The sequence below is a fragment of the Jannaschia halovivens genome (assembly GCF_046452375.1).
GTDB classification, from domain to species: Bacteria; Pseudomonadota; Alphaproteobacteria; order Rhodobacterales; family Rhodobacteraceae; genus Jannaschia; species Jannaschia halovivens.
Map to the genome: position 1 here is coordinate 462971 of NZ_JBKFDJ010000002.1, position 20368 is coordinate 483338.

Annotated in this window: 25 protein-coding genes; 13 read left to right on the forward strand and 12 right to left on the reverse strand. The window is 67.9% G+C overall.

Annotated elements, in window-relative coordinates; genetic code table 11:
* The first annotated feature begins 120 nt into the window (after positions 1-120).
* Genes ACK8OR_RS15740 through mnhG form a run of 7 tightly spaced genes read left to right on the forward strand, consistent with a single transcriptional unit; the run spans position 121 to position 5774 of the window.
* On the forward strand, positions 121-2328 hold the full coding sequence (locus ACK8OR_RS15740) for a putative monovalent cation/H+ antiporter subunit A (RefSeq protein WP_410190347.1): 2208 nt from the start codon (positions 121-123) through the stop codon (positions 2326-2328).
* Entirely contained in the window at positions 2325-2747 is a 423-nt protein-coding gene (locus ACK8OR_RS15745; RefSeq protein ID WP_298429709.1) for a Na+/H+ antiporter subunit B, read from the forward strand. Before ACK8OR_RS15740 ends, ACK8OR_RS15745 begins: the two co-directional genes overlap by 4 nt.
* A complete protein-coding gene (locus ACK8OR_RS15750) occupies positions 2747-3100 on the forward strand; it encodes a Na+/H+ antiporter subunit C (protein ID WP_298429707.1) in 354 nt (117 codons plus the stop codon). Before ACK8OR_RS15745 ends, ACK8OR_RS15750 begins: the two co-directional genes overlap by 1 nt.
* Positions 3097-4599, forward strand: a complete 1503-nt coding sequence (locus ACK8OR_RS15755; protein ID WP_410190348.1) for a Na+/H+ antiporter subunit D — start codon at positions 3097-3099, stop codon at positions 4597-4599. Before ACK8OR_RS15750 ends, ACK8OR_RS15755 begins: the two co-directional genes overlap by 4 nt.
* A complete protein-coding gene (locus ACK8OR_RS15760) occupies positions 4596-5075 on the forward strand; it encodes a Na+/H+ antiporter subunit E (protein ID WP_410190349.1) in 480 nt (159 codons plus the stop codon). The genes ACK8OR_RS15755 and ACK8OR_RS15760 overlap by 4 nt, the downstream gene beginning before the upstream one ends.
* 16 nt (positions 5076-5091) lie before the next feature.
* Complete coding sequence (locus ACK8OR_RS15765) at positions 5092-5430, forward strand: monovalent cation/H+ antiporter complex subunit F (protein WP_410190350.1); 339 nt, start codon at positions 5092-5094, stop codon at positions 5428-5430.
* Positions 5427-5774 (forward strand): monovalent cation/H(+) antiporter subunit G, encoded by a 348-nt coding sequence (gene mnhG, locus ACK8OR_RS15770; protein WP_410190351.1) that lies wholly within the window; start codon positions 5427-5429, stop codon positions 5772-5774. The genes ACK8OR_RS15765 and mnhG overlap by 4 nt, the downstream gene beginning before the upstream one ends.
* Here mnhG and ACK8OR_RS15775 read toward each other — a convergent pair.
* The 3 genes from ACK8OR_RS15775 to ACK8OR_RS15785 all read right to left on the reverse strand — a co-directional run bounded on the left by ACK8OR_RS15775 (position 5771) and on the right by ACK8OR_RS15785 (position 7105).
* Positions 5771-6418, reverse strand: coding sequence for a DUF1523 family protein (locus tag ACK8OR_RS15775; RefSeq protein ID WP_410190352.1), 648 nt, complete (start codon positions 6416-6418; stop codon positions 5771-5773). The two genes, mnhG and ACK8OR_RS15775, sit on opposite strands and share 4 nt — an antisense overlap.
* Before the next feature lie 11 nt (positions 6419-6429).
* Complete coding sequence (locus ACK8OR_RS15780) at positions 6430-6696, reverse strand: hypothetical protein (protein ID WP_410190353.1); 267 nt, start codon at positions 6694-6696, stop codon at positions 6430-6432.
* A gap of 103 nt (positions 6697-6799) precedes the next feature.
* Positions 6800-7105 (reverse strand): hypothetical protein, encoded by a 306-nt coding sequence (locus ACK8OR_RS15785; RefSeq protein ID WP_410190354.1) that lies wholly within the window; start codon positions 7103-7105, stop codon positions 6800-6802.
* 187 nt (positions 7106-7292) lie between these two features.
* Here ACK8OR_RS15785 and ACK8OR_RS15790 point away from each other — a divergent pair, with 187 nt between their 5' ends.
* The 4 genes from ACK8OR_RS15790 (at position 7293) to ACK8OR_RS15805 (ending at position 11156) form a co-directional block, all read left to right on the forward strand.
* The gene (locus ACK8OR_RS15790; protein ID WP_410190355.1) at positions 7293-8561 is read left to right on the forward strand and encodes an acetylornithine deacetylase/succinyl-diaminopimelate desuccinylase family protein; all 1269 of its coding nucleotides are present in this window, start codon (positions 7293-7295) and stop codon (positions 8559-8561) included.
* On the forward strand, positions 8558-8917 hold the full coding sequence (locus ACK8OR_RS15795) for a YigZ family protein (RefSeq protein WP_410190356.1): 360 nt from the start codon (positions 8558-8560) through the stop codon (positions 8915-8917). The genes ACK8OR_RS15790 and ACK8OR_RS15795 overlap by 4 nt, the downstream gene beginning before the upstream one ends.
* Positions 8918-8971: 54 nt before the next feature.
* A complete protein-coding gene (locus ACK8OR_RS15800; protein ID WP_410190357.1) occupies positions 8972-9616 on the forward strand; it encodes an endonuclease III domain-containing protein in 645 nt (214 codons plus the stop codon).
* An 82-nt stretch (positions 9617-9698) separates the two neighbouring features.
* Positions 9699-11156 carry an ABC transporter substrate-binding protein gene (locus ACK8OR_RS15805; RefSeq protein ID WP_410190358.1) on the forward strand — a complete coding sequence of 486 codons (1458 nt, stop codon included), beginning with the start codon at positions 9699-9701 and terminating at the stop codon, positions 11154-11156.
* A gap of 28 nt (positions 11157-11184) precedes the next feature.
* Here the strand turns inward: ACK8OR_RS15805 and ACK8OR_RS15810 are convergent, their stop codons facing one another.
* Entirely contained in the window at positions 11185-11577 is a 393-nt protein-coding gene (locus tag ACK8OR_RS15810; RefSeq protein WP_410190359.1) for a VOC family protein, read from the reverse strand.
* A 102-nt stretch (positions 11578-11679) separates the two neighbouring features.
* Here ACK8OR_RS15810 and ACK8OR_RS15815 point away from each other — a divergent pair, with 102 nt between their 5' ends.
* The gene (locus ACK8OR_RS15815) at positions 11680-12384 is read left to right on the forward strand and encodes a hypothetical protein (RefSeq protein ID WP_410190360.1); all 705 of its coding nucleotides are present in this window, start codon (positions 11680-11682) and stop codon (positions 12382-12384) included.
* Between the two features lie 24 nt (positions 12385-12408).
* On the opposite strand, the gene ACK8OR_RS15820 is transcribed toward ACK8OR_RS15815, so the two are convergent.
* Positions 12409-13188 carry an SDR family oxidoreductase gene (locus ACK8OR_RS15820; RefSeq protein ID WP_410190361.1) on the reverse strand — a complete coding sequence of 260 codons (780 nt, stop codon included), beginning with the start codon at positions 13186-13188 and terminating at the stop codon, positions 12409-12411.
* A gap of 191 nt (positions 13189-13379) precedes the next feature.
* Here ACK8OR_RS15820 and ACK8OR_RS15825 point away from each other — a divergent pair, with 191 nt between their 5' ends.
* Complete coding sequence (locus ACK8OR_RS15825) at positions 13380-14336, forward strand: Hint domain-containing protein (RefSeq protein WP_410190362.1); 957 nt, start codon at positions 13380-13382, stop codon at positions 14334-14336.
* On the opposite strand, the gene ACK8OR_RS15830 is transcribed toward ACK8OR_RS15825, so the two are convergent.
* From ACK8OR_RS15830 to ACK8OR_RS15860, 7 genes are all read right to left on the reverse strand, one after another.
* A complete protein-coding gene (locus tag ACK8OR_RS15830) occupies positions 14333-14779 on the reverse strand; it encodes a molybdenum cofactor biosynthesis protein MoaE (RefSeq protein ID WP_410190363.1) in 447 nt (148 codons plus the stop codon). The two genes, ACK8OR_RS15825 and ACK8OR_RS15830, sit on opposite strands and share 4 nt — an antisense overlap.
* A gap of 38 nt (positions 14780-14817) precedes the next feature.
* Complete coding sequence (moaD, locus tag ACK8OR_RS15835; protein ID WP_410190698.1) at positions 14818-15063, reverse strand: molybdopterin converting factor subunit 1; 246 nt, start codon at positions 15061-15063, stop codon at positions 14818-14820.
* Between the two features lie 2 nt (positions 15064-15065).
* Complete coding sequence (gene pgsA, locus ACK8OR_RS15840; protein ID WP_298429687.1) at positions 15066-15734, reverse strand: CDP-diacylglycerol--glycerol-3-phosphate 3-phosphatidyltransferase; 669 nt, start codon at positions 15732-15734, stop codon at positions 15066-15068.
* Positions 15735-15811: 77 nt separating this feature from the next.
* Positions 15812-16327 (reverse strand): dihydrofolate reductase family protein, encoded by a 516-nt coding sequence (locus tag ACK8OR_RS15845; RefSeq protein WP_410190364.1) that lies wholly within the window; start codon positions 16325-16327, stop codon positions 15812-15814.
* Positions 16328-16486: 159 nt separating this feature from the next.
* A complete protein-coding gene (gene uvrC, locus ACK8OR_RS15850) occupies positions 16487-18352 on the reverse strand; it encodes an excinuclease ABC subunit UvrC (RefSeq protein ID WP_410190365.1) in 1866 nt (621 codons plus the stop codon).
* Between the two features lie 321 nt (positions 18353-18673).
* A complete protein-coding gene (locus ACK8OR_RS15855) occupies positions 18674-19444 on the reverse strand; it encodes an SDR family oxidoreductase (RefSeq protein WP_410190366.1) in 771 nt (256 codons plus the stop codon).
* Complete coding sequence (locus tag ACK8OR_RS15860; RefSeq protein WP_410190367.1) at positions 19441-20367, reverse strand: calcium/sodium antiporter; 927 nt, start codon at positions 20365-20367, stop codon at positions 19441-19443. Before ACK8OR_RS15860 ends, ACK8OR_RS15855 begins: the two co-directional genes overlap by 4 nt.
* Position 20368 lies beyond the last annotated feature (1 nt).

A 20368-nucleotide genomic window follows, 5' to 3' on the forward strand; every position in this document is an offset into this window, starting at 1 on the left:
TCGATAGACAGTATCTATCCTAAAACAGATAACGCCATGGGTTGAACAATCAAACCCTCCCTCTATGTATCGCCTCAACTTGACGTAGAGGACCCGATGGCGGCGCGCGAAGGACGGATCTTGGGGGGACCCGCCGGTTGGATCTCCGTCCTGATCCCGGCGGCGCTGTTCGCGTGGTTTCTGCAGTTCCTGCCGGCCGTGTCCGCGGGCGAGGTCGTCACCTTCACCTTCGACTGGGTGCCGTCGCTGGGGGTCGAGATCGGGCTGCTGCTCGATGGGCTCTCGCTGACCTTCGCGCTCCTGATCACGGGGATCGGGACGCTCATCACGCTCTACTCGACGGCCTATCTGGGGGGCGAGGCGCATTATTCGCGCTTCGTCTGGTACCTGATGGCCTTCATGGTGGGGATGCTGGGCCTGGTGCTGTCGGACAACCTCCTGGCGCTCTTCGTGTTCTGGGAGGTGACGACGATCAGCTCCTACCTGCTGATCGGCTACAATGCCGACGACGCCAAGTCGCGGCGGAACGCGCTGCAGGCGCTGGTCGTCACGGGGACCGGCGCGCTCGCGTTCCTCGCGGGGATCGTGCTGATCGGGACGGCGGCGGGCACGTTCAACATCTCCGAGATCGAGGGCACGCTGACGGATCACCCGCTCTACCTGCCGATCTTCCTGCTGGTCGTGGCGGGGGCCTTCACCAAGTCGGCGCAGGTGCCGTTCCACTTCTGGCTGCCGAACGCGATGGCCGCGCCCACGCCGGTCTCGGCCTATCTGCATTCCGCGACGATGGTGAAGGGCGGCGTCTACCTCCTAGCGCGGATGAACCCCTCGCTCGGGGGCAGCGACGTCTGGTTCTGGACGCTGGTCATCTTCGGCGGCGTTACGGCGGTCTTCGCCAGCGTCCTCGCCATCCGCCAGACCGACATCAAGCAAGTGCTGGCCTACACGACGCTGATGGCGCTGGGCACGCTGGTGATGTTCACCGGGCTGGGGACCGAGGCGGCGATCCTGGGCGCGATGGCCTTCCTCGTGGTGCATTCGCTCTACAAGGCGGCGCTGTTCCTGATGATCGGGCTGGTCGATCACGGCACGGGCACGCGGGATGCCACGGTCCTCCGCGGCATCGGGCGCAAGATGCCGGTGACGATGATCGCCGGCATGCTGGCGGCGCTGAGCATGGCGGGGCTGCCGCCGCTCTTCGGGTTCATCGGCAAGGAATTTCTCTACAAGGCGTCGCTCGACGGACCCGCGATCTGGTGGGTGACCGGCTGTGCCTTCGTCGCCTCGGCCCTGATGTTCGCGTGCGCCGGCATCGCGGCGTGGCGGCCCTTCACCGGCAAACTGGCCGAGACCCCGGTCGCCCCGCACGAGGGGCCATGGCCGATGCTGGCCGGTCCCGTCGTGCTGGCCGCGCTGGGCCTCGCCTTCGGTCTCGTGCCCGACTGGGCCGAAACGATGGTCGCCCCCGCGACGGTCGCGGTGCTGGGCACACCCGCCGACACCGATCTTTACCTCTTCAAGGAGGTCAACGCCGCGTTCCTGCTGTCGCTCGCGACCTTCGCCCTCGGCCTCGTCCTCTATGCGCTTCATCCGAAGCTCCGGGACGGGCTCGCGCGGTTCAAGCCGCGCTTCGATCCGGGCTACGACCGCGTGATGGACGGGGTCGCCGCCGGGTCGCACGGCCTGACCGCCGCGATCCAGACGGGACAGCTCCGGCGTTATATCTTCGTCACCTTCCTGACGCTCGCCGCTGCGATCGGCGCGGCCATGTGGCATGGTCGCGTGCTGCCCGAGATCCCGCCGCTGGAGGATCTGCGCACCAAGCACTGGTCGGTGCTCATCTTCATCATGGCGGGCGCGCTGCTGACTGCCTTCACCAACAGCCGGATGACCGCTATCGCGGCGTTGGGCACGGTCGGAATCGGCGTGGCCCTCGTCTTCATCATGTTCGGCGCGCCGGACGTCGCGATCACCCAGCTTCTGGTCGAGGTGCTGCAGGTCGTGCTCGTTGCCGTCGCGATGCTGAAACTGCCCCACATCCTGCCCGAGCATGTCAGCCGCGTACGGGCCTGGGACCTGGCGCTTGCGCTGGCGATCGGGGCGATGACGACGCTCGTCCTGCTTGCCGTGATGGCCGCCCCGCTGGACCTGCGCCTGACCGAGTTCTTCGAGGCGACCGCCGTGCCGATCGCCCATGGCCGCAACATCGTGAACGTCATCCTCGTGGACTTCCGCGCGCTGGATACCTTCGGCGAAGTGGCGGTGGTCGTGATCGCGGCGCTGGGGGCCTACGCGCTTCTCAGGGGCACGCGGGGGGCGCGGTCGTGAAGTCGTCCCTGATCGTCCGCGCCGCGACGCGCATCCTCGTGGGTCTTCTGCTGGTGTTCAGCTTCTACATGCTGATCCGCGGCCATAACGAGCCGGGCGGCGGCTTCATCGGCGGGCTGACGGGGGCGACCGGGTTCATCCTCTACGCGATCGCCCATGGCTGCCGCGCCGCCCGCGAGGCGCTACGCATCCAGCCCCAGACCATCGCGGTCGCGGGCCTCGGGATCGCGCTGGCGGCGGGCGTGGCGGCCTATCTCTTCGGGGACGTGTTCTTCACCGGGCAATGGCTCTTCATCGGGGCAACCGAGACCGAAAAGGGCCTGCCCCTGTCGACGGTGCTCGTGTTCGATATCGGCGTCTATCTCGTGGTGCTGGGATCCGTCCTGACCATCGTGCTCGCCCTCGAGGAGGAGGTCTGATGGAGACCCTGATCGCCCTCATGGTTGGTGCGCTGGTCGCGGCCGCAGTTTACCTGATGCTGGCACGCAACGTGCTGCGCTTCCTGTTCGGCCTGATCCTGATCTCGAACGCGGCGAACCTCCTGATCTTCGCCTCCGGCGGTCTGACCCCCGAGGCGCCGCCACTGATCGCCTATGGCGAGAGCGTGCCGCCCGAGGGCGTCGCCAACGCGCTGCCGCAGGCACTCGTGCTGACGGCGATCGTGATCGGCTTCGGCCTCTTCGCCTTCGCGCTGGTCTTGGTCTACCGCGGCTACCAGAACCTCGGGACGCTCGACAGCGACGAGATGCGCCTCGCGGAGCCCCGCGAATGACGCCCGAAATTCTCCTGCCCCTGCCGCTGATCCTGCCCTTCGTGACGGCCGTGTTCGCGTTCCTGTTCCGCCGCGGCAGCGAGGGGAAGTGGATCTCGGTTCTCGGCTCGGCGATGTCGCTGGTCGCGGCGGGTCTCCTTCTGAGCCATGTGCTCGCGAACGGACCGGTCGCGGCGCAGATGGGCGACTGGCCCGCGCCCTTCGGCATCACGCTGGTGGCGGACACGCTCTCGGCGATCATGGTGGTCATCACTGCGATCACCGCGCTGGCGGTCAGCATCTATGCCGTCTCGGATGTCACCCACGACATGGAGGAGCTGGGATACCACGCCCTCTTCCAGGTGCTGATCGCGGGCGTGACCGGCGCGTTCCTGACCGGCGACCTCTTCAACCTCTATGTCTGGTTCGAGGTCATGCTGATCTCGTCCTTCGGCCTCCTGATCATGGGCGGCAAGCGGGTGCAGCTGGATGCGGGCATCAAGTACGTCACGCTGAACCTGATCTCGACGATCCTGTTCCTGTCGGGCATCGGCCTGCTCTACGGGACGACCGGTACGCTGAACCTCGCGGACCTGCATTTCGCCGTGCAGGAGGCGGATACCGGCCTGATCACCGTGATCGCGACCATGTTCCTCGTGGGCTTCGGGGTGAAGGCCGCGGTCTTCCCGCTCTTCTTCTGGCTGCCCGCCTCGTACCACACGCCCAGCTTCGCGGTGTCGGCGGTCTTCGCTGGCCTGCTGACGAAGGTGGGCGTCTACGCGCTGATGCGGATGTTCACGCTGGTCTTCACGCAGGACGTCGCCTTCACCCATACGCTGATGCTCTGGGTCGCGGTGGCGACCATGGTGACGGGCGTCCTCGGGGCGGCGGCACAGACCGATTTCCGCCGCATCCTGTCGTTCCACATCGTCAGCCAGATCGGCTACATGGTGCTCGGCCTCGCGCTGATGACGCCGCTGGCGGTGATGGGCGCGGTCTTCTACCTCGTGCACCACATCATCGTGAAGGCGAACCTGTTCCTCGTCTCCGGCGTGGCGAACCGGATCGCGGGCGGGACCGAGCTCGACCGGATCGGCGGGCTCTACAAGGGCGCGCCGCTCCTGGCCTTCCTGTTCCTCATCCCCGCCTTCTCGCTCGCCGGCTTTCCGCCGCTCTCGGGGTTCTGGGCGAAATACGTGCTGGTGAAGGCGTCGCTCGATCTCGAACTCTGGTTCGTCGCCTTCGCGGCGCTGGCGGTGGGCCTGATGACGATCTACTCGATGACGAAGATCTGGGGCCGCGCGTTCTGGACGCCGCATCCCTCGGGCGTGACCCCCACCCTTCGCGATCTGGCCGCGGGCGAGCGGGCGGCCCTCCTGCTGCCGATCGCGGGGCTGGCCGCCATGACGGTGTTCATCGGCCTCTACCCCGAGCCCTTCGTCGAGGTTGCGACACGCGCAGCCGGTGAACTTCTGGACCCGAGCGCCTATATCACGGCCGTGCTGGGAGAGCGCCCATGAGCCTGTTCCTGATGAACCTGATCCTCGCGATCGCCTGGGCGGCCCTGACGGGCACGTTCACGCTGCCGGGTCTCGCCGTGGGCTTCGTGGTGGGCTTCCTCGCGCTCTGGATCATTCAGCCGCTCTTCGAGAACCGCGGCGGCGGATATTTCGTCCGCGTCTGGCGCTGGCTCAAGCTGATCGTGCTCTTCCACTGGGAGCTGATCGTCTCGTCGCTCTCGGTCGCTTGGGACGTGCTGACGCCGCGCCACCGTGCCCGGCCCGGCATCGTCGCGGTGCCGCTCAAGGCCAAGGGCGAGGCCGAGGTCCTCCTGGTGACGAACCTCATCTCGCTTACCCCCGGAACGCTCAGCCTCGACGTAACCGAGGATTGCAACACCCTCTTCGTACACGCGATGTTCGCCGACGATCCCGAGAGGATCGCCTCGGATATCGAGAACGGCATGGAGCGCTGGGTGCGCGAGGCGTTGGCATGACGAGAAGGAGGCGCGGATGGCCCCGACCCTGACCGAACAGATGCCGATCCTGAACTTCGCCGTTCAGACGGGATTCGTCCTCGTGATGCTGGGCGTCATCCTCGCGATGATCCGGCTCATCAAGGGGCCGTCCCTGCCCGACCGCGTGGTGGCACTCGACACGATGACGGTTCTGATCGTCGCGTTTTGCGGGCTCTTCGCGCTGGACACGGGATCGGCGGCGTTTCTCGACGTGGCGGTCGTCCTGGCGCTGATCGGGTTCCTGGCGACGGTGGCCCTGGCGCGCTTCGTCGAGCGCAAGGTCCGCCGCGCCCGCCCCGAGGACGCGATCCGGGTCGAGGAGGCGCCGCGATGATCGAGATCGTCCTCGCGATCTGCGTCCTGCTGGGCGGCTTCTTCGCCTTCATCGCGGGCCTCGGCATCCTGCGCCTGCCGGATGTCCTGATCCGGATGCACGCGACGACCAAGGCCGGGACGCTGGCCTCGGGTCTCATCATGCTGGCGGTCGCCATCGGGTTCGCCGACCCGCCGACCATCGCCAAGTCGGTCGCGATCGTCGTCTTCCTGCTGCTGACCGCGCCGGTCGGTGCGCATATGATCGGGCGCGCGGCCTTCCGTTCGGGCGTGGCGCTCTGGGCGCCGACCAAGGTGGACCCGACCGCGAAGGCCAAGCTCGGCGTGCAGGAGCCGGGCGACTAGCCCCTGCCCCAAAGCCGCGCCCACCAGGCGCGCATCCCGCGGCGTCGCTCGGCCACGTTGTCCTCGACTGCGTCCCACCGCTCTCCCGCGTCCTCCAGAACCGGGTCGATCCTGTTGCGGCGGAAGCGGATGATGCGGACCGTGATGGCCCAGACGATCGCGGCCAGGATCGTCAGGAAGATGATGTTGAACCAGGGGATCGTGGTGGCCTCCGGGCCTTCGACCTCGCGCACGCTGACCGCGTTCGGAAAGATCGAAAGGAACTCCGAGCGCCAGCCGTAGTGCCGCAACGCGACCCAGCGCGGCGCGGCGGCGGTCGAGACGAGATCCGTCGCCTCGGTCTGGAGGTTCGAGCTGTCGAGCTTGAAATAGGGCGGCCAGCCCCATCCCGTATCCTCGTTGCGATAGACCGAGACGCGGCCCGACGGACGCACCGTTTCGATGAACCGGACGTCGCGATTGGAAGCGGTCGCCCCGCTTCCGACATCGCCATCGGCCCAGAAGATCGAGTTCTCGCCGAAATCGACGCGCCGGACATCGGTGTCGACCACCCGGACGATATCGGTCTGTGGCAGGGTGTAGTGCAGGAAGGCGGCGATGATGCCGACGACCAGCAGAAGCGGCACCCATTTCAAGACGCGCATGTCGGCCCCCTTCAGGCGTAGTTGACGACGTAGATCAGGGTGCAGATGGCCCCGATCGGCAGGATATACACCCCCCAGAGCAATTTGCGGCGCAGGCTGCCCTGATAGTGGCGGAGCCCGTTCTCGACGAAGGTGTCGCGCGGCAGGGGGGGTTGGTCGCGCTGCCATTCTTCCTCGAGGCGGTCGCGCTCGCCCGCGCGGAAGTAGAAGACCAGCGCCCAGTAGATCACCGTCAGCGCGATCAGCAGCATCACAGCCAGTCTGAGAAGTCCGATCATGCCTGCTCCCTCGTCTCGCGTGCCGGATCGCTCCGCCGTCGCCATCCCGCGCATCCTAGCCGCTCCGCGCGCGAGGCGCGACAGGCGGTTGCGCGCCCCGGCCTCACCACGTCTCGGTCGTCCAGTGGCGTGGCAGATTGGCGAGCGACAGGACCATCATCGGCCCCCAGATCAGCGCGCTGCGCAGGCTGAGCACGGCGAAATGCCACGGCGCCTCGCGCCAGACGACGCCGCCCGCCTCGCCATAGAGGAAGACGAAGCCCAGCCCGGCGAGCACCGCTAGCAGGACCGACGAGATGACGCCGTTGGCGACGAGCCAGCCGACCCCTTCGGGGAGGAGTTTTCCCAATCCCCACGGCACGAGCCACGCGACGACCAGCAGGGCGAGGACCGGCAGGACGAGTGTCACGCCGCGTGATCCGATGCGCGCGGCCGCCGATACGCGCCGCCATTCGGTTGCGTCCCTGTCACATCACGCTCCGTCCCGTTTCGGTCCTATCCTATCCGCGCCGCGCCGCAGGCCGGCCGGGAATGGTCTGGCCCCCTGCCCGGTTTCCCCCCACTGTGTCGCCCGGAGCACGCCAAGGGAGGCCCGGATGGATCGGCTGTTGCAGGAGATCGAGCAGCGCGAGGGCGACCTCGTCGCGCTGACGCAGGCGCTGATCCGCATCCCGACACTGAACCCGCCGGGACGGCACTACCGCGACATCTGTTCCTTCGTCGGCGAACGGCTCGGCGCGCGCGGCTGGGAGGTGACGATGGTGCGGGCCGAGGGCGCGCTGGGCGACAGCACGGCCTATCCGCGCTGGAACGTGATCTGCCGCCTGGAGGGGGCGGAGCCGGGCGAATGCGTCCATTTCAACAGCCATCACGATGTCGTCGCCGTGGGCGAGGGCTGGACGCGCGAGCCCTTCGGGGGCGAACTCGACGGGGGTCGGATCTACGGGCGCGGCGCCTGCGACATGAAGGGCGGGCTGGCGACCAGCATCGTCGCCGCCGAGGCGTTTGCTGCGATGCGCCCCGACTTCCGGGGCGCGATCGAGATCTCCGCGACCGCAGACGAGGAATCGGGCGGCTATGGCGGCGTGGCCTACCTCGCCGAGCAGGGATACTTCGACCCGGACCGGGTCCAGCACGTCATCATCCCCGAGCCCTTGAACAAGGACCGCATCTGCCTCGGGCATCGCGGCGTCTGGTGGGCCGAGATCGAGACCAAGGGGCGCATCGCCCATGGCTCCATGCCGTTTCTCGGCGACTGCGCCGTTCGCCACATGGGCGCGGTCATCGACGAGATGGAGCGGACGCTCTTCCCGCTGCTCGCCGGACGTCGCACCGCGATGCCGGTGGTGCCCGAGGGGGCGCGGCAATCCACCCTCAACATCAACGCGATCCATGGCGGCGAGCCGGTGCAGGCGGAGGACTATACCGGCCTCCCGTCGGCCTGCGTGCCGGACCGCTGTGTCCTGACGCTGGACCGGCGGTTCCTGATGGAGGAGGACATCGCTGCCGTGAAGCGCGAGGTCACCGAGATGATGGAACGGGTCCGCGCCGAGCGGCCCGAGTTCCGCTACGAGATCCGCGATCTCTTCGAGGTGATGCCGGTGATGACGCCCACCGACGCGCCCATCGTCCGCGTCGTGGGCGAGGCGGTGGAGGCGGTGCTCGGCCGCGCGCCCGAGCATGTCGTCAGCCCCGGCACCTACGACCAGAAACATATCGACCGCATCGGGCGGCTGAAGAATTGCATCGCCTACGGTCCCGGGGTGCTCGACCTCGCGCATCAGCCCGACGAATGGATCGGGGTGGAGGACATGGTCGATAGCGGCAAGGTCATGGCGCTGGCGCTGGATCGTCTTTTGGGGTGAGGACGCTCCATCTCGACATCAACGACCGCGGAAGCCGCTATGCCGTGACCGGCGCACCGGCCCGCGACGCGGATGCGGCCAAGGCAGTCGTCGCCGCGCTCTGCCGGGACAAGCGCTTTGCCAAGGGGACGCATCACAGCTGGGGCCTGATCGCCGCGGACGGGCCGGTGAAGAACGACGACGGCGAAGCGGGGGCGGGCATGGTCATCCTGCGCATGCTCGAGCGGGCGGAGCTGCGCGACCACGTGGTCGTCGTGACGCGCTGGTATGGAGGCAAGCATCTAGGCGGCGACCGGTTCCGGCACATCCAGACGGCGGTGCGCGACTACCTCGCGTCCCGCGCGGAAAGTCCATGAAAGGATTTTGCCAAACTCTTCGAAGAGTTTGGGCCGGGCGCTAGCTGGCTGGCCATGCTCGATGCCGACGATTGCGTGACATTGATGGAGACGCTGCGCCGCGCCTACCCCGATGCGCGGCAACCGGCGACCAAGGGCGGGCGCGATCCGTTCCGCTCGGTCGTGAGCTGCATGCTCTCGGCCCAGAGCCTCGACCGGAACACGGCCGCGGCGTCAAAGGCGCTTTTCGCGCTCGCGCGGACACCCGAGGGTATCCTCGCGCTGCCGGATGTCGAGATCGCGGCGGCGATCCGGCCCTGCGGCCTCTACAACGTGAAGACCCGCAACCTGAAGCGGATGTGCCGGTTCCTGCTCGACGAATATGACGGGCACGTGCCGACCGACCGGGACGGTCTGATGTCCCTGCCCGGCGTGGGCCGGAAATGCGTCGATATCGTCATGGCCTTCACCTTCGGCGAGGCCGTGGTCGCGGTCGACACCCATGTCCACCGGGTCTGCAACCGCATGGGTCTGGCCAGCGGCAAGACCGAGGCGCAGACGGCCGCGTCGCTGGAGGCGCGTATCCCGGAGCCATTCCGCCGCGACGGCCATCTGATCCTTCTGACCCATGGCAAGCGGATCTGCCGGGCGCGGGCGCCGCGCTGCGACGACTGCGCGGCCGCGCCACTCTGCGAGGCGGTCGCCGGGGCCCGGAGCTGACGGAACTGCCCCACGGACACCGCTTGCCCCCGAGGCGAGGGGTTGGCTACGCTGGCGCACCGTTCCGGGGAGGACTTGACCCATGCTTCGACTGACAACCGCCATCCTGCTGCTGACCGCGTCCACCGCGCTGGCCCAGCAGACCGACATCACCATCGGCATGCAACTCGAGCCGCCCAATCTCGATCCCACGGGCGGGGCCGCCGCGGCCATCGACGAGGTTGTCTATGCCAATGTCTTCGAGGGTCTGACGCGGTTCGGGCCGGACGGGTCGATCCAGCCCGCGCTGGCCGAAAGCTGGGACGTGTCCGAGGACGGGCTGACCTGGACGTTCGACCTGCACGAGGGCGTGACCTTCCACGACGGCACGACCATGGATGCCGAAGACGTGGTCTTCAGCCTCGACCGCGCGCGCGCAGAAGATTCCACGAACGCACAGAAGGCGTTGTTCGAGGGGATCGCGAGCGTCGAGGCCGTGGACGCCCAGACCGTGCGCATCACGCTGGCCGCGCCGAACGGCAACCTGCCCTTCAACCTCGCCTGGGGCGACGCGGTGATCGTGGCGCCGGAAAGCGCCGAGACCAACGCATCGGCGCCCGTGGGCACGGGGCCGTTCACCGTTGCGGACTGGGTGCAGGGCGACCGCGTCGAGCTGACGCGCAACGACGCCTATTGGGGCGACGCCCCCGCGCTGGACCGCGCGACCTTCAAGTTCATCTCGGACCCGAACGCCGCCTTCGCCGCCGTCATGGCAGGCGATGTCGATGCCTTCCCGACCTTCCCCGCCCCCGAGACGCTGTCGAGCTTCGAGGCGGATCCCCGGTTCAGCGTCATCGTCGGCTCAACCGAGGGCGAGACGATCCTCGCAATGAACAACGTGTCCCTCCCCGACGCCCGCGTGCGCCAGGCGATCACCCACGCGATCGACCGGCAGGCGATCATCGACGGTGCGATGTTCGGCTACGGCACGCCCATCGGGACACATTTCGCGCCGCACAATCCCGACTATGTCGACCTGACCGACCGGTCGGCCCATGACCCCGAGCGGGCGCGCGAACTGCTGGCCGAGGCGGGGGTCACAGACCTGACGCTGCGCCTGATGCTGCCGCCCCCGGCCTATGCGCGGCGCGGCGGCGAGATCATCGCGAGCCAGCTGCGCGCGGTCGGGATCGAGACCGAGATCGCCAACCTCGAATGGGCGCAGTGGCTCGAGCAGGTGTTTCGCGGCAAGGATTTCGACCTGACCATCGTCAGCCACACCGAGCCCGCCGACATCAACATCTACGCGCGGCCGGATTACTACTTCCAATACGACAACCCCGCGTTCCAGGCCCTGATCGAGGAGCTTTCCGTCGAGACCAACCCCGAGCAGCGGAGCGCGCTGTCGCGGCAGGCGCAGGAGATCATCTCGGGCGACTACGTGAACGCCTACCTGTTCCAGCTGGCCAAGACCGGCGTGGCCGATGCCCGCATCCAGGGCCTGTGGGAGAATTCGCCGACACAGGCCAATGACCTGACCGGTGTCAGCTGGTCGGAATAAGACCCCGCGGGGCGGCCTCCGGGCCGCCTCAGCCCCAGTCGGGCGCGGTGGTCTGCGGCGCGTAGGTTCCGAAGGACCACTCGTGCCCCTCGGGATCCGTGCCGCGCCAGCGTCGCGTCCCGAACTCCGTATCCTGCGGGCCGTAGACCACGCCCGCCCCGGCCGCGACCGCCCGCGCGTGATGGGCGTCGACATCCTCGACCACCAGATAGAGGCCCGGCGAGCCGTGATCGGCCGCCGCATCGACCGAGCCGATCATGATCACGCCGTTGCCGAAGCGCATCTCGGCATGCATCACGCGCCCGTCGGGGCCATCGTGGGCCTGCACGGTCTCGAGCCCGAAGGCATCGGCGAGGAAGGTCATAGCCGCCTTGGCGTCGACATAGCTGAGATAGGGCACGATGGCCGGGCTGTCGGTCATGGTCGTCTCCTGAATGCGTGGGGTCAATTGGCGCGATCCTAGCACGGTTTTTCGCGCCGTTCCCCCTCTGGCCGCGCCGGCGCATCAGACTAACTGCCCCCCATGACACTCCGCGCCATTCTCGTCCTTCTCGCCGCGCTCGCCTTCGCGGTTTCGCCGTTCTTCGTCCCCGGCTTCGGGGGCTACGATCCGACGCAATTCCCCAACCCCATCGAGAACCCGTCGGTACAGCCGGCGGGCTATGCCTTCTCGATCTGGGGGCTGATCTACCTTTGGCTGATTGCCATGGCGGGCTACGGGGTCTGGGCCCGGCGCGACGATGCGGCCTGGGATGCGACGCGCGTGCCGCTTCTGCTCAGCCTCGTGGTGGGCGCGGCGTGGTTGGCCGTCGCGGTCGCCTCGCCGATCTGGGCGACCCTCCTGATCTGGGTCATGCTGGGCGGGGCACTCTGGGCGCTCATCCGGACGCCCGAAGCCGACCTGTGGTGGCTGCGCGCGCCGATCGGGCTCTATGCGGGGTGGCTGACCGCCGCCTCCTCGGTATCGATCGGTCTTCTGGCGGCGGGCTGGGGCTGGCCGCCCTTCGGCGAAGCGGGCTGGGCCATCGCGGCGCTGTCCATCGGGCTGGCCATTGCCGTCGCGATGCTGCGGATACGGGCCTCGCTGATGTATGGCGCCGCCGTCGTCTGGGCCTTGATCGCGGTGACGGTGCGCAACGGGTTCGATCTCGTAGGGATCTTCGCGGCCGGCGCCGCGGTGGCCGTCGCTCTCCTTACGCTGGCCGCCTTGCGCGCCGCGCGGGCCTAAGCCACGCGGCGCCACGCCCTCGGCTCAAATCGTCGCGTTCGTGGCCCCGCCATCGGCCAGCAGGTTCTGGCCCACGATGAAGCCCGCATGGACCGAGCAGAGGAAGGCGCAGGCCTGACCGAACTCGGCCGCTGTTCCGTAGCGATTGGCGGGAATGGTCGCGGCGCGGGCGGCCCGGGCCTCGTCAATGGAGATGCCCTTCGATTGCGCCACCGGCCCATCCAGCGCGTCGGCCCGGTCGGTCGCGTGGATGCCCGGCAAGAGGTTGTTGATCGTCACGCCGCTCGAGGCGACCTGCCGCGCCGTGCCCGCGACGTAGCCCGTGAGCCCGGTGCGCGCCGCGTTCGACAGCCCGAGCTGCGGGATCGGCGCCTTGACCGATTGCGAGGTGATGTTGACGACGCGCCCCCAGCCCCGGTCCATCATGCCGGGCAGACAGGCCTTCATCAGGGCGATCGGGGTCAACATGTTGGCGTCGAGCGCGGCGATGAAATCGTCGCGATCCCAATCTGACCAGAGGCCGGGGGGCGGCCCGCCCGCGTTGGTCACGAGAATGTCGGGGCTGTCCGCGGCGGCGAGTACCTCGGCCCGACCCGCCTCGGATGTGATGTCGGCGGCGACGGTCGTGACCGACACGCCGTAACGTTCGCGCAGATCGGCGGCGGCGGCCTCCAACGCCTCCGCCCCCCGCGCGTTCATCACGAGATCGACGCCCGCCTCGGCCAGCGCCGTCGCACAGCCCAGTCCCAGCCCCTTCGACGACGCGCCCACCAGCGCCCGCCTGCCATTGATGCCCAGATCCATCGCAACTCTCCCCTATTGTCCGTCTGGCCCGTCCTATCAGCCCGCCCCGGCGGCTTCACGCCCACATTTCCGTAACGTCGCCTCAATTCTCCGGATGCGGTCACCGCACGGCCCTGTTTTCGCCCCCGCGCGCCGGGTATCGTATTGAAATGACGGAATCGTCTTCCCCCCTTGCGGCGCTCAGCCGCTGCATGGTCCACGATGCGAACGCCCTCTCGGTCGAGACGGGCGCGCTGATGGGCGACGCGATCGGCACCGTTGACGAGGTCGTGGCCGGGGACATCTATTACCTCGATCCAGGGGCCACGCAGCGTGAGCTAGTCCTGACGCGGATCGGCGGCGGTATGGCGGTCGGACCCGGCAGTTCGGTCGGAATCGCAGGACAGGCCGTCACGGCGCTGGCGCGGCATCAGATCATGGGCGAACGCGGCTCGATGGTCGAGGTGCTCGTCCTCGACTTGGACGGCACGCGCCTGGCGTTGCCGCTGGGCCCGCTGTCGGCTTCGGACGAATACACGCTCATCGCCTCCGAGACGGTCGAGGGCGAGCTGTCGAACGTCGCGCAGGTCAGTTTCACCCGCGGCACCAAGATCACCATGGCCGACGGCCGCCAGACCCCGGTCGAGGCGCTGGCGACCGGCGACCGCGTCCTGACCCGCGATCACGGCCCGCAGGCGATCCGCTGGATCGGCCGCCAGACCGTGCGGGCCGAGGGCTCGAACGCCCCCGTCCGGATCGCGGCGGGCGCGCTCAACAATGCGGACGACCTGATCCTGTCGCCGGACCATCGCCTGTTCATCTACCACCGCGACGATGCGATGGGCGTTGGCCGGGCCGAACTGCTCGTCCGGGCGCGGCATCTGGTCGACGGGGACGGCATCGTGCGGATGGCCGGAGGGCATGTCGATTATTTCCACCTGCTCTTCGACGCGCACGAAATCATCTATGCCGAATGCATCCCGGCCGAGTCGCTTCTGGTCTCGCCCGAGGTTCTGGCCGGCATGGACGAGGACATGGCGCTCGACATCGCGCGGCGGATGGCCGGTCGAATCCAGCATCCGCATCACGGGGTGGAGCCGTCGGCCGCAGATCTCGACGGGGTCGATGCCACGGCACTTCTGGGGCGCGCCCTACCGGGGCGCGGCTAGCTCCAGCGGTCGAGCGCCGTCTCGTCCGCAGCGACTGCCGCGACCCACGCCTCGCCCTCGGCCGTCACCTCCTTCTTCCAGAAGGGCGCGCGCGACTTGAGGTAATCCATCAGGAACGTCGCCGCCTCGAACGCCGCTGCGCGGTGCCGCGCGGCCGTAGCGACCATCATGATCCGCGCTCCCGGTTGCAGGCGCCCGTGGCGGTGGATGATCGTCACGCCGGCCAGCGTCCAACGCGCCGCCGCCTGCTCGGCGACGTCGGTCAGGGCGCGTTCGGTCATGCCGGGATAATGCTCGATTTCCATGTGGCGCAGGCCGTCCGCGCTGTCGCGAACGCGGCCCGTAAAGGTGACCACCGCGCCGGTCTCGGCCCCTGTCTCCAGACGCGCAGCCTCGGCCCCGAGGTCGAAATCCTCCGGACCGACGACGATGCGCGGTGTCATCGCCCCCATCTCCGGGGTCGGTCGAGGCGAGGCATCGCCTAGCCCCCGGTCATGGGTGGAAAGAACGCGACTTCCCGGACGCCGCGCAAGGGCGCGCCGAGATCGGACAGCTCTTGGTCCAGCGCCACCTTGACGCTCGCCATGTCGGAGAAGGCGGCGGCATAGCGCGGCTCGCGTCCGCGCAACTCCTCGACCAGATCGGCGACCGTCGCCGCCTCGGTCTCGACCATCTCGCGGCCCAGCCCGATCCGCTCGCGCAGCCACGCGAAATAGAGCACCTGCACCGTCACGCCTTGGTGTCCCGCAGATGCGGCTTGGCCTTCGAGAAGTAGTCCCAGCCGGTCATCGCCGTCAGCGCCGCCGCGACCCAGAGTAGGATCACGCCGATCAGGAAGGTCGTCGCCTCGGCCTGCACCATCGTCGTCAGCCCGATCTCGTCGGGCACGGCGCCGGTCAGGATTGAATCCACCATGGGCAGGTCCATGCCCTCGGTCCGCTCGAGGAAGGCGTGCTCGAACACGCCTGCCGCGAAGAGCACCGCGATGGCCGTCATCTGCGCAGTCGTCTTCCACTTGGCGAGCTTCGTGACTTTCAGAAGACCCGCCGTCGCCCCGAGGAACTCGCGCAAACCGCTGACGAAGACCTCGCGGAAGAGGATCACCGTCGCGGGCAGCAGGATCCACGGATTCATGCCCGAGAACCCCGTGATGACGAGGAGCGCGATCACCACCATCGCCTTGTCCGCGATCGGGTCGAGCATCGCGCCGAAGCGGCTTTCCTGGTTGTATTCGCGCGCCCACCAGCCATCGATCCAGTCGGTGACCGCGGCGACCACGAAGAGGACGAGTGCGAACCAGTCTGCCCAGGGCCGCGCGAAAAAGAGGAACATGATCGCCACGCCGGGCGCAGCCAGGAGGCGCAGGACGGTCAGGATATTGGGCACGTTCCAGTTCATGGCCTTGGTTTAACGAGGTTCCGGTGGGGGTGCCATCCCCGCCGCATGGGCGGGGCGCCCGGTGGCGCCCCGCAGGGTCAGGAGAGGGCGTAACGATGCAGCGTGGCCCCGCCGCCATAGTCCCGCGCCTCGAGGAGCCGGGACGCGACGGCCCCGCCCGACCAGAGCGGTACGCCGCCCCCGAGGAGGATCGGCGCACGCTTCAGGACGACCTCGTCGATGAGGCCGCGATCCTTCATCGCGGTCGCCAGCGCGCCGCCGCCGCAAAGATAGACCGGGGCTGTGGCCGTAGCGCGAAACGCTTCGACCGCGGCGAGATCGCGGCAGATGCGGATCTCGCTGCCGGGCAGGTCGAGCGTCGTCGAGACGACGCATGCCGCCATGCCCGGATAGGGGTTCTCGCCCGGGGACAGGCCGTAGGCGAAGCCGAACTCGTAGGTCGCGCGACCCATGATGACCGCGCCGTAGCTGGCAAGGCGGTCTCGGTAATCGTCGACCACCGCGCCGTGATGTGGAAAGCGGGAGATGTCGGCGCCGGGGCCGCAGATGAAGCCGTCGCCGGACACGGCGACATCGTAGATGATGGGTTGCATGGAAAGATCCTGAACTGAATGGGATGGCGCGCGCTCGTCGCGCGCGGATCGGAATTCAGACGGTCAGGATCATCGGCAGGGCACTCCTCGGCTTGGAAGCGGTATTGCATTCCGGCCTCGCGCGCGCAACGGCGCGGGATCGGCCTGCCGCAGGCGCGCTCAGTCCCGTTCGTGGAAATGGGCGTGGATCGTCTCGGCGATGGTGTCGCTGATGCCCTCGACCGCCTTCAGGTCGGCGAGCGCCGCACGGCTGACCGCCTTTGCCGAGCCGAAATGCGTCAGCAGCGCGCGCTTGCGCGTCGCACCCACCCCCGGCACGTCGTCCAGCGGGTTCGCCACCAGCGCCTTCGCCCGCTTGGCGCGGTGCGTTCCGATGGCGAAGCGGTGCGCCTCGTCGCGCATCCGCTGCACGAAATAGAGCACCGGGTCATTGCGGCGGAGCGCGAAGGGGCGCTGGCCGGTGCGGTGGAACTCCTCCTTGCCGTGGTCGCGGTCGACGCCCTTGGCGACGCCCACCATGGCCACGTCCTCGACGCCCAATTCGCGCAGGATCTGGCGCACGGCGCTGACCTGCCCCGCGCCGCCGTCGATCAGCAGGAGATCGGGCCAGAGACCCGAGGCCCGTTCGGGGTCTTCCTTCAGAAGGCGCTTGAACCGCCGGGTCAGCACCTCCTTCATCATGCCGAAGTCGTCCCCCGGCGTCAGCTCGTCGCCGCGGATGTTGAACTTGCGGTATTGCGACTTCTCGAAGCCGTCCGGTCCGGCCACGATCATCGCGCCGACCGCGTGGCTGCCCTGGATATGGCTGTTGTCGTAGGTCTCGATGCGCCGGGGCGGCGCGGGCAGGTCGAACGCTTCGGCGATCCCGCGCAACAGCTTCGCCTGCGTGGCGCTTTCGGACATCTTGCGGCCGAGGCTTTCGCGCGCGTTGCGGACGGCGCCCTGCACCAGCTCGCGCTTCTCGCCCCGTTGCGGCACGAGAAGCTGGACGCGGCGTCCGGCCTTCGTGGACAGCGCCTCGACCATCAAGTCGCCCTCCTCGATGCCGTGGGACAGAAGCACCATGCGCGGCGGCTCCTTGCCGTCGTAGAACTGGCCGAGGAACGCTTCCATCACCTCGGCGGGCGAGTTGTCCTCGGCGACGCGCGGGTAGACATCCGTGTTGCCCCAGTTCTGGTTGGCGCGGATGAAGAAGACCTGGATACAGGCCTGACCGCCCTCCATGTGCAGCCCGATCACATCGGCCTCGGGCACGCCTTGCGGGTTCACGCCCTGGGTCGACTGCACGTTGGTCAGCGCCTTGATCCGGTCGCGCATCGCGGCGGCGCGCTCGAACTCCATCTCGGCGGCAGCGCTCTCCATCTCCGCGGCGAGCTTCGCCTGGATCGACGTCGTCTCGCCCCGGAGGAACCGCTCGGCATCCTTGACGCTGGCGGCATAGGCCGTGGGCGTTATGAAGCCGACGCAGGGCGCGCTGCACCGCTTGATTTGGTAGTTGAGGCAGGGCCGAGTGCGCCCCTCGAAATCGCTGTCAGAGCAGTTCCGCAGCAGGAACACGCGCTGCAACTGGTTGAGCACGCGGTTGACCGCGCCCGCGCTGGCGAACGGCCCGAAATAGAGCCCCTGCCCCTTCCGCCCGCGATGCTTTCGGATCTGGGGAAAGGCGTGTCCCGTCGTGACCTCGATATTCGGAAAGGATTTGTCGTCGCGCAGCAGCACGTTGTAGCGCGGCTTGAGCTGTTTGATGAGGTTCTGCTCCAGCAGAAGCGCCTCGAGCTCGGTCTGCGTCGTCAGCACCATCATCGATGCCGTCTCGGAGATCATCCGGCGAATGCGCGGCGAATGCCCCTGAAGCCGGGTGTAATTCGCCACCCGGTTCTTGAGGCTGCGGGCCTTGCCAACGTAGAGAATGCGGTTCTGATCGTCGAGCATCCGATAGACGCCGGGCGACCCATCGAGCGTTTTCAAAAAGCGCTTGATGACGGTCGGGCCGGTCGGCTTGGGCGCGGATTTCGTGTCTGCCATGGCGGGGTCTGATTCTGGAATCTGGCTGCTTCGAGTCGAGGGGAGGATCAAGGGGTCCGACGGGTGTCAAAAGAGGTCGACACTTGTGGATAAGGGTGGGAGCGGAATCGTCTCGCCCCTATTCATAACGGCACCGTCACATCACTGTCACCGTTTCGGAAAATTTCCTCGTCGGCGCAAGCCTCTCATATCAAATGACATTTATACGAAGTCGGGCCTAACGCATTGATCGGACTACCGAGTCCAGCGAACTTGACAGGGGTCGACCTTACGCGTGGACAATTTTCGAACCGGGTGACGCAAGGGCCGCGAATGAATCTGTCATTCGACCCCCAGAACGTCTGGTGTGCGCCATCCCAGATGCTGGCCCCCATCGACGCAAATCAACTGTCCCGTAACCGCGTCTGCTGTGACGAGATAGCGCAGCGCCGCAGCGATTCCAGCGGGATCCGCGCCGCGCTCCAGTATCGTCGCGGCGCGCTGTTCGTCGAAGTGGGTCTGACTCTGGCGACTGCCCTTCAAAGTCGGGCCGGGGCCGATGGCATTGACCCGGATCTGCGGGGCCAGCGCCTGTGCCGCCGTCCGCGTCAGCGTCCAGAGCCCGGCCTTGGCGAGCGTGTAGGTCATGAACTGGGGCGTGAGTTTCAGCACCCGTTGGTCGATGAGGTTAACGACGCAGGCGCGCGCGATCGGCTCGCCGTCGTCGCCCGGGGCGGGGGCCTGCGCCGCGAAGGCTTGAATCAGGAGAAAAGGCGCTTGAAGGTTCGAGCGCATGTGCCGGTCCCAGCTCTCGCGGGTGGCCGTCAGAAGGCTGTCGTATTCGAAGATCGAGGCGTTGTTCACCAGAAGGTCCAGCGGCTCGCCCAAGGCATCGGCCGCACGGGGCACCAGCGCCTCGGCCGCGTCGAGATCGGTCAGGTCGGCCTGAACTGTGACCGCCCGGCGCCCTTCGGCGCGGACGGCCTCGGCGGTGGTCTCGGCCCCCTCTACGCTCGACGCGTAGTGAATCGCGACGTCATGGCCGAGCCGCGCCAGCTCGACCGCCATGGCGGCCCCGAGACGGCCCCCAGCCCCTGTGACCAATGCCGTCATATCAATGCCCAGACGATGTAGCCCGCATAAAGCCCCGCGAGGATCGCGCCGCGCCCCCGGGTGATGTCGAGCTTGAGGAAGACGAACGGCGCGAGGAGCAGCGTTGCCGCCAGCATGACCCAGAGGTCCTTGGCCAGAAAGTCCGGATCGACCGGAACCGGGCCGACGAGGACGGCGACGCCCATGATGCCCAGAAGGTTGAACAGGTTCGAGCCGATCACATTGCCCAGCGCCACGTCCGCGTGCCGCCGGATCGCGGCCATCACCGTCGTCGCAAGCTCCGGAAGGGATGTGCCGATCGCGACCAGCGTCAGGCCGATGACCGTCTCGCTGACCCCCAGCGTGCGCGCCACGGACGTCGCGCCATCAACCAGGAGGCTGGCACCGAGAGGCAGACCGATTAGGCCCAGCCCGAGGAACAGCGACATCTTCCAGCCGGACAGCCCCGGCTCCGCGCCCTCGACCTCCACCTCTTGGCCGCGCGACGACATGAACGTCGCGGCCAGGATGCCGGCCAGCACGATCAGCAGAACGATCCCGTGCCACCAGACCAGCGTCCCCGACAGGCAGAACGCGATGAAGAGGAAGGTCGCCGCCAGCATGTAGAGGTAGTCGCGGCGCGTCTCGCAGACCGAAGTGTGCATCGTTGCGATCAGGGCGGGGATGCCCAGCACCAGCAGCACGTTGGCCACGTTCGATCCGACCACGTTGCCGAGGGCCAGGCCCGGCACTCCGTCGAGGATCGCCTGCACGCTGACGAGCAGTTCCGGCGCCGACGTCCCGAACGCCACGACGGTCAGGCTGACGACCAGCGCCGGCAGCCCGAGCCGGAGTGCGAGGTTCACCGCGCCCTTCACCAGCGCGTCGCCCGCGAAGATCAGGATGACGAGGCCGACGGCCACCAGAGCAAGGTCGTACAGCACG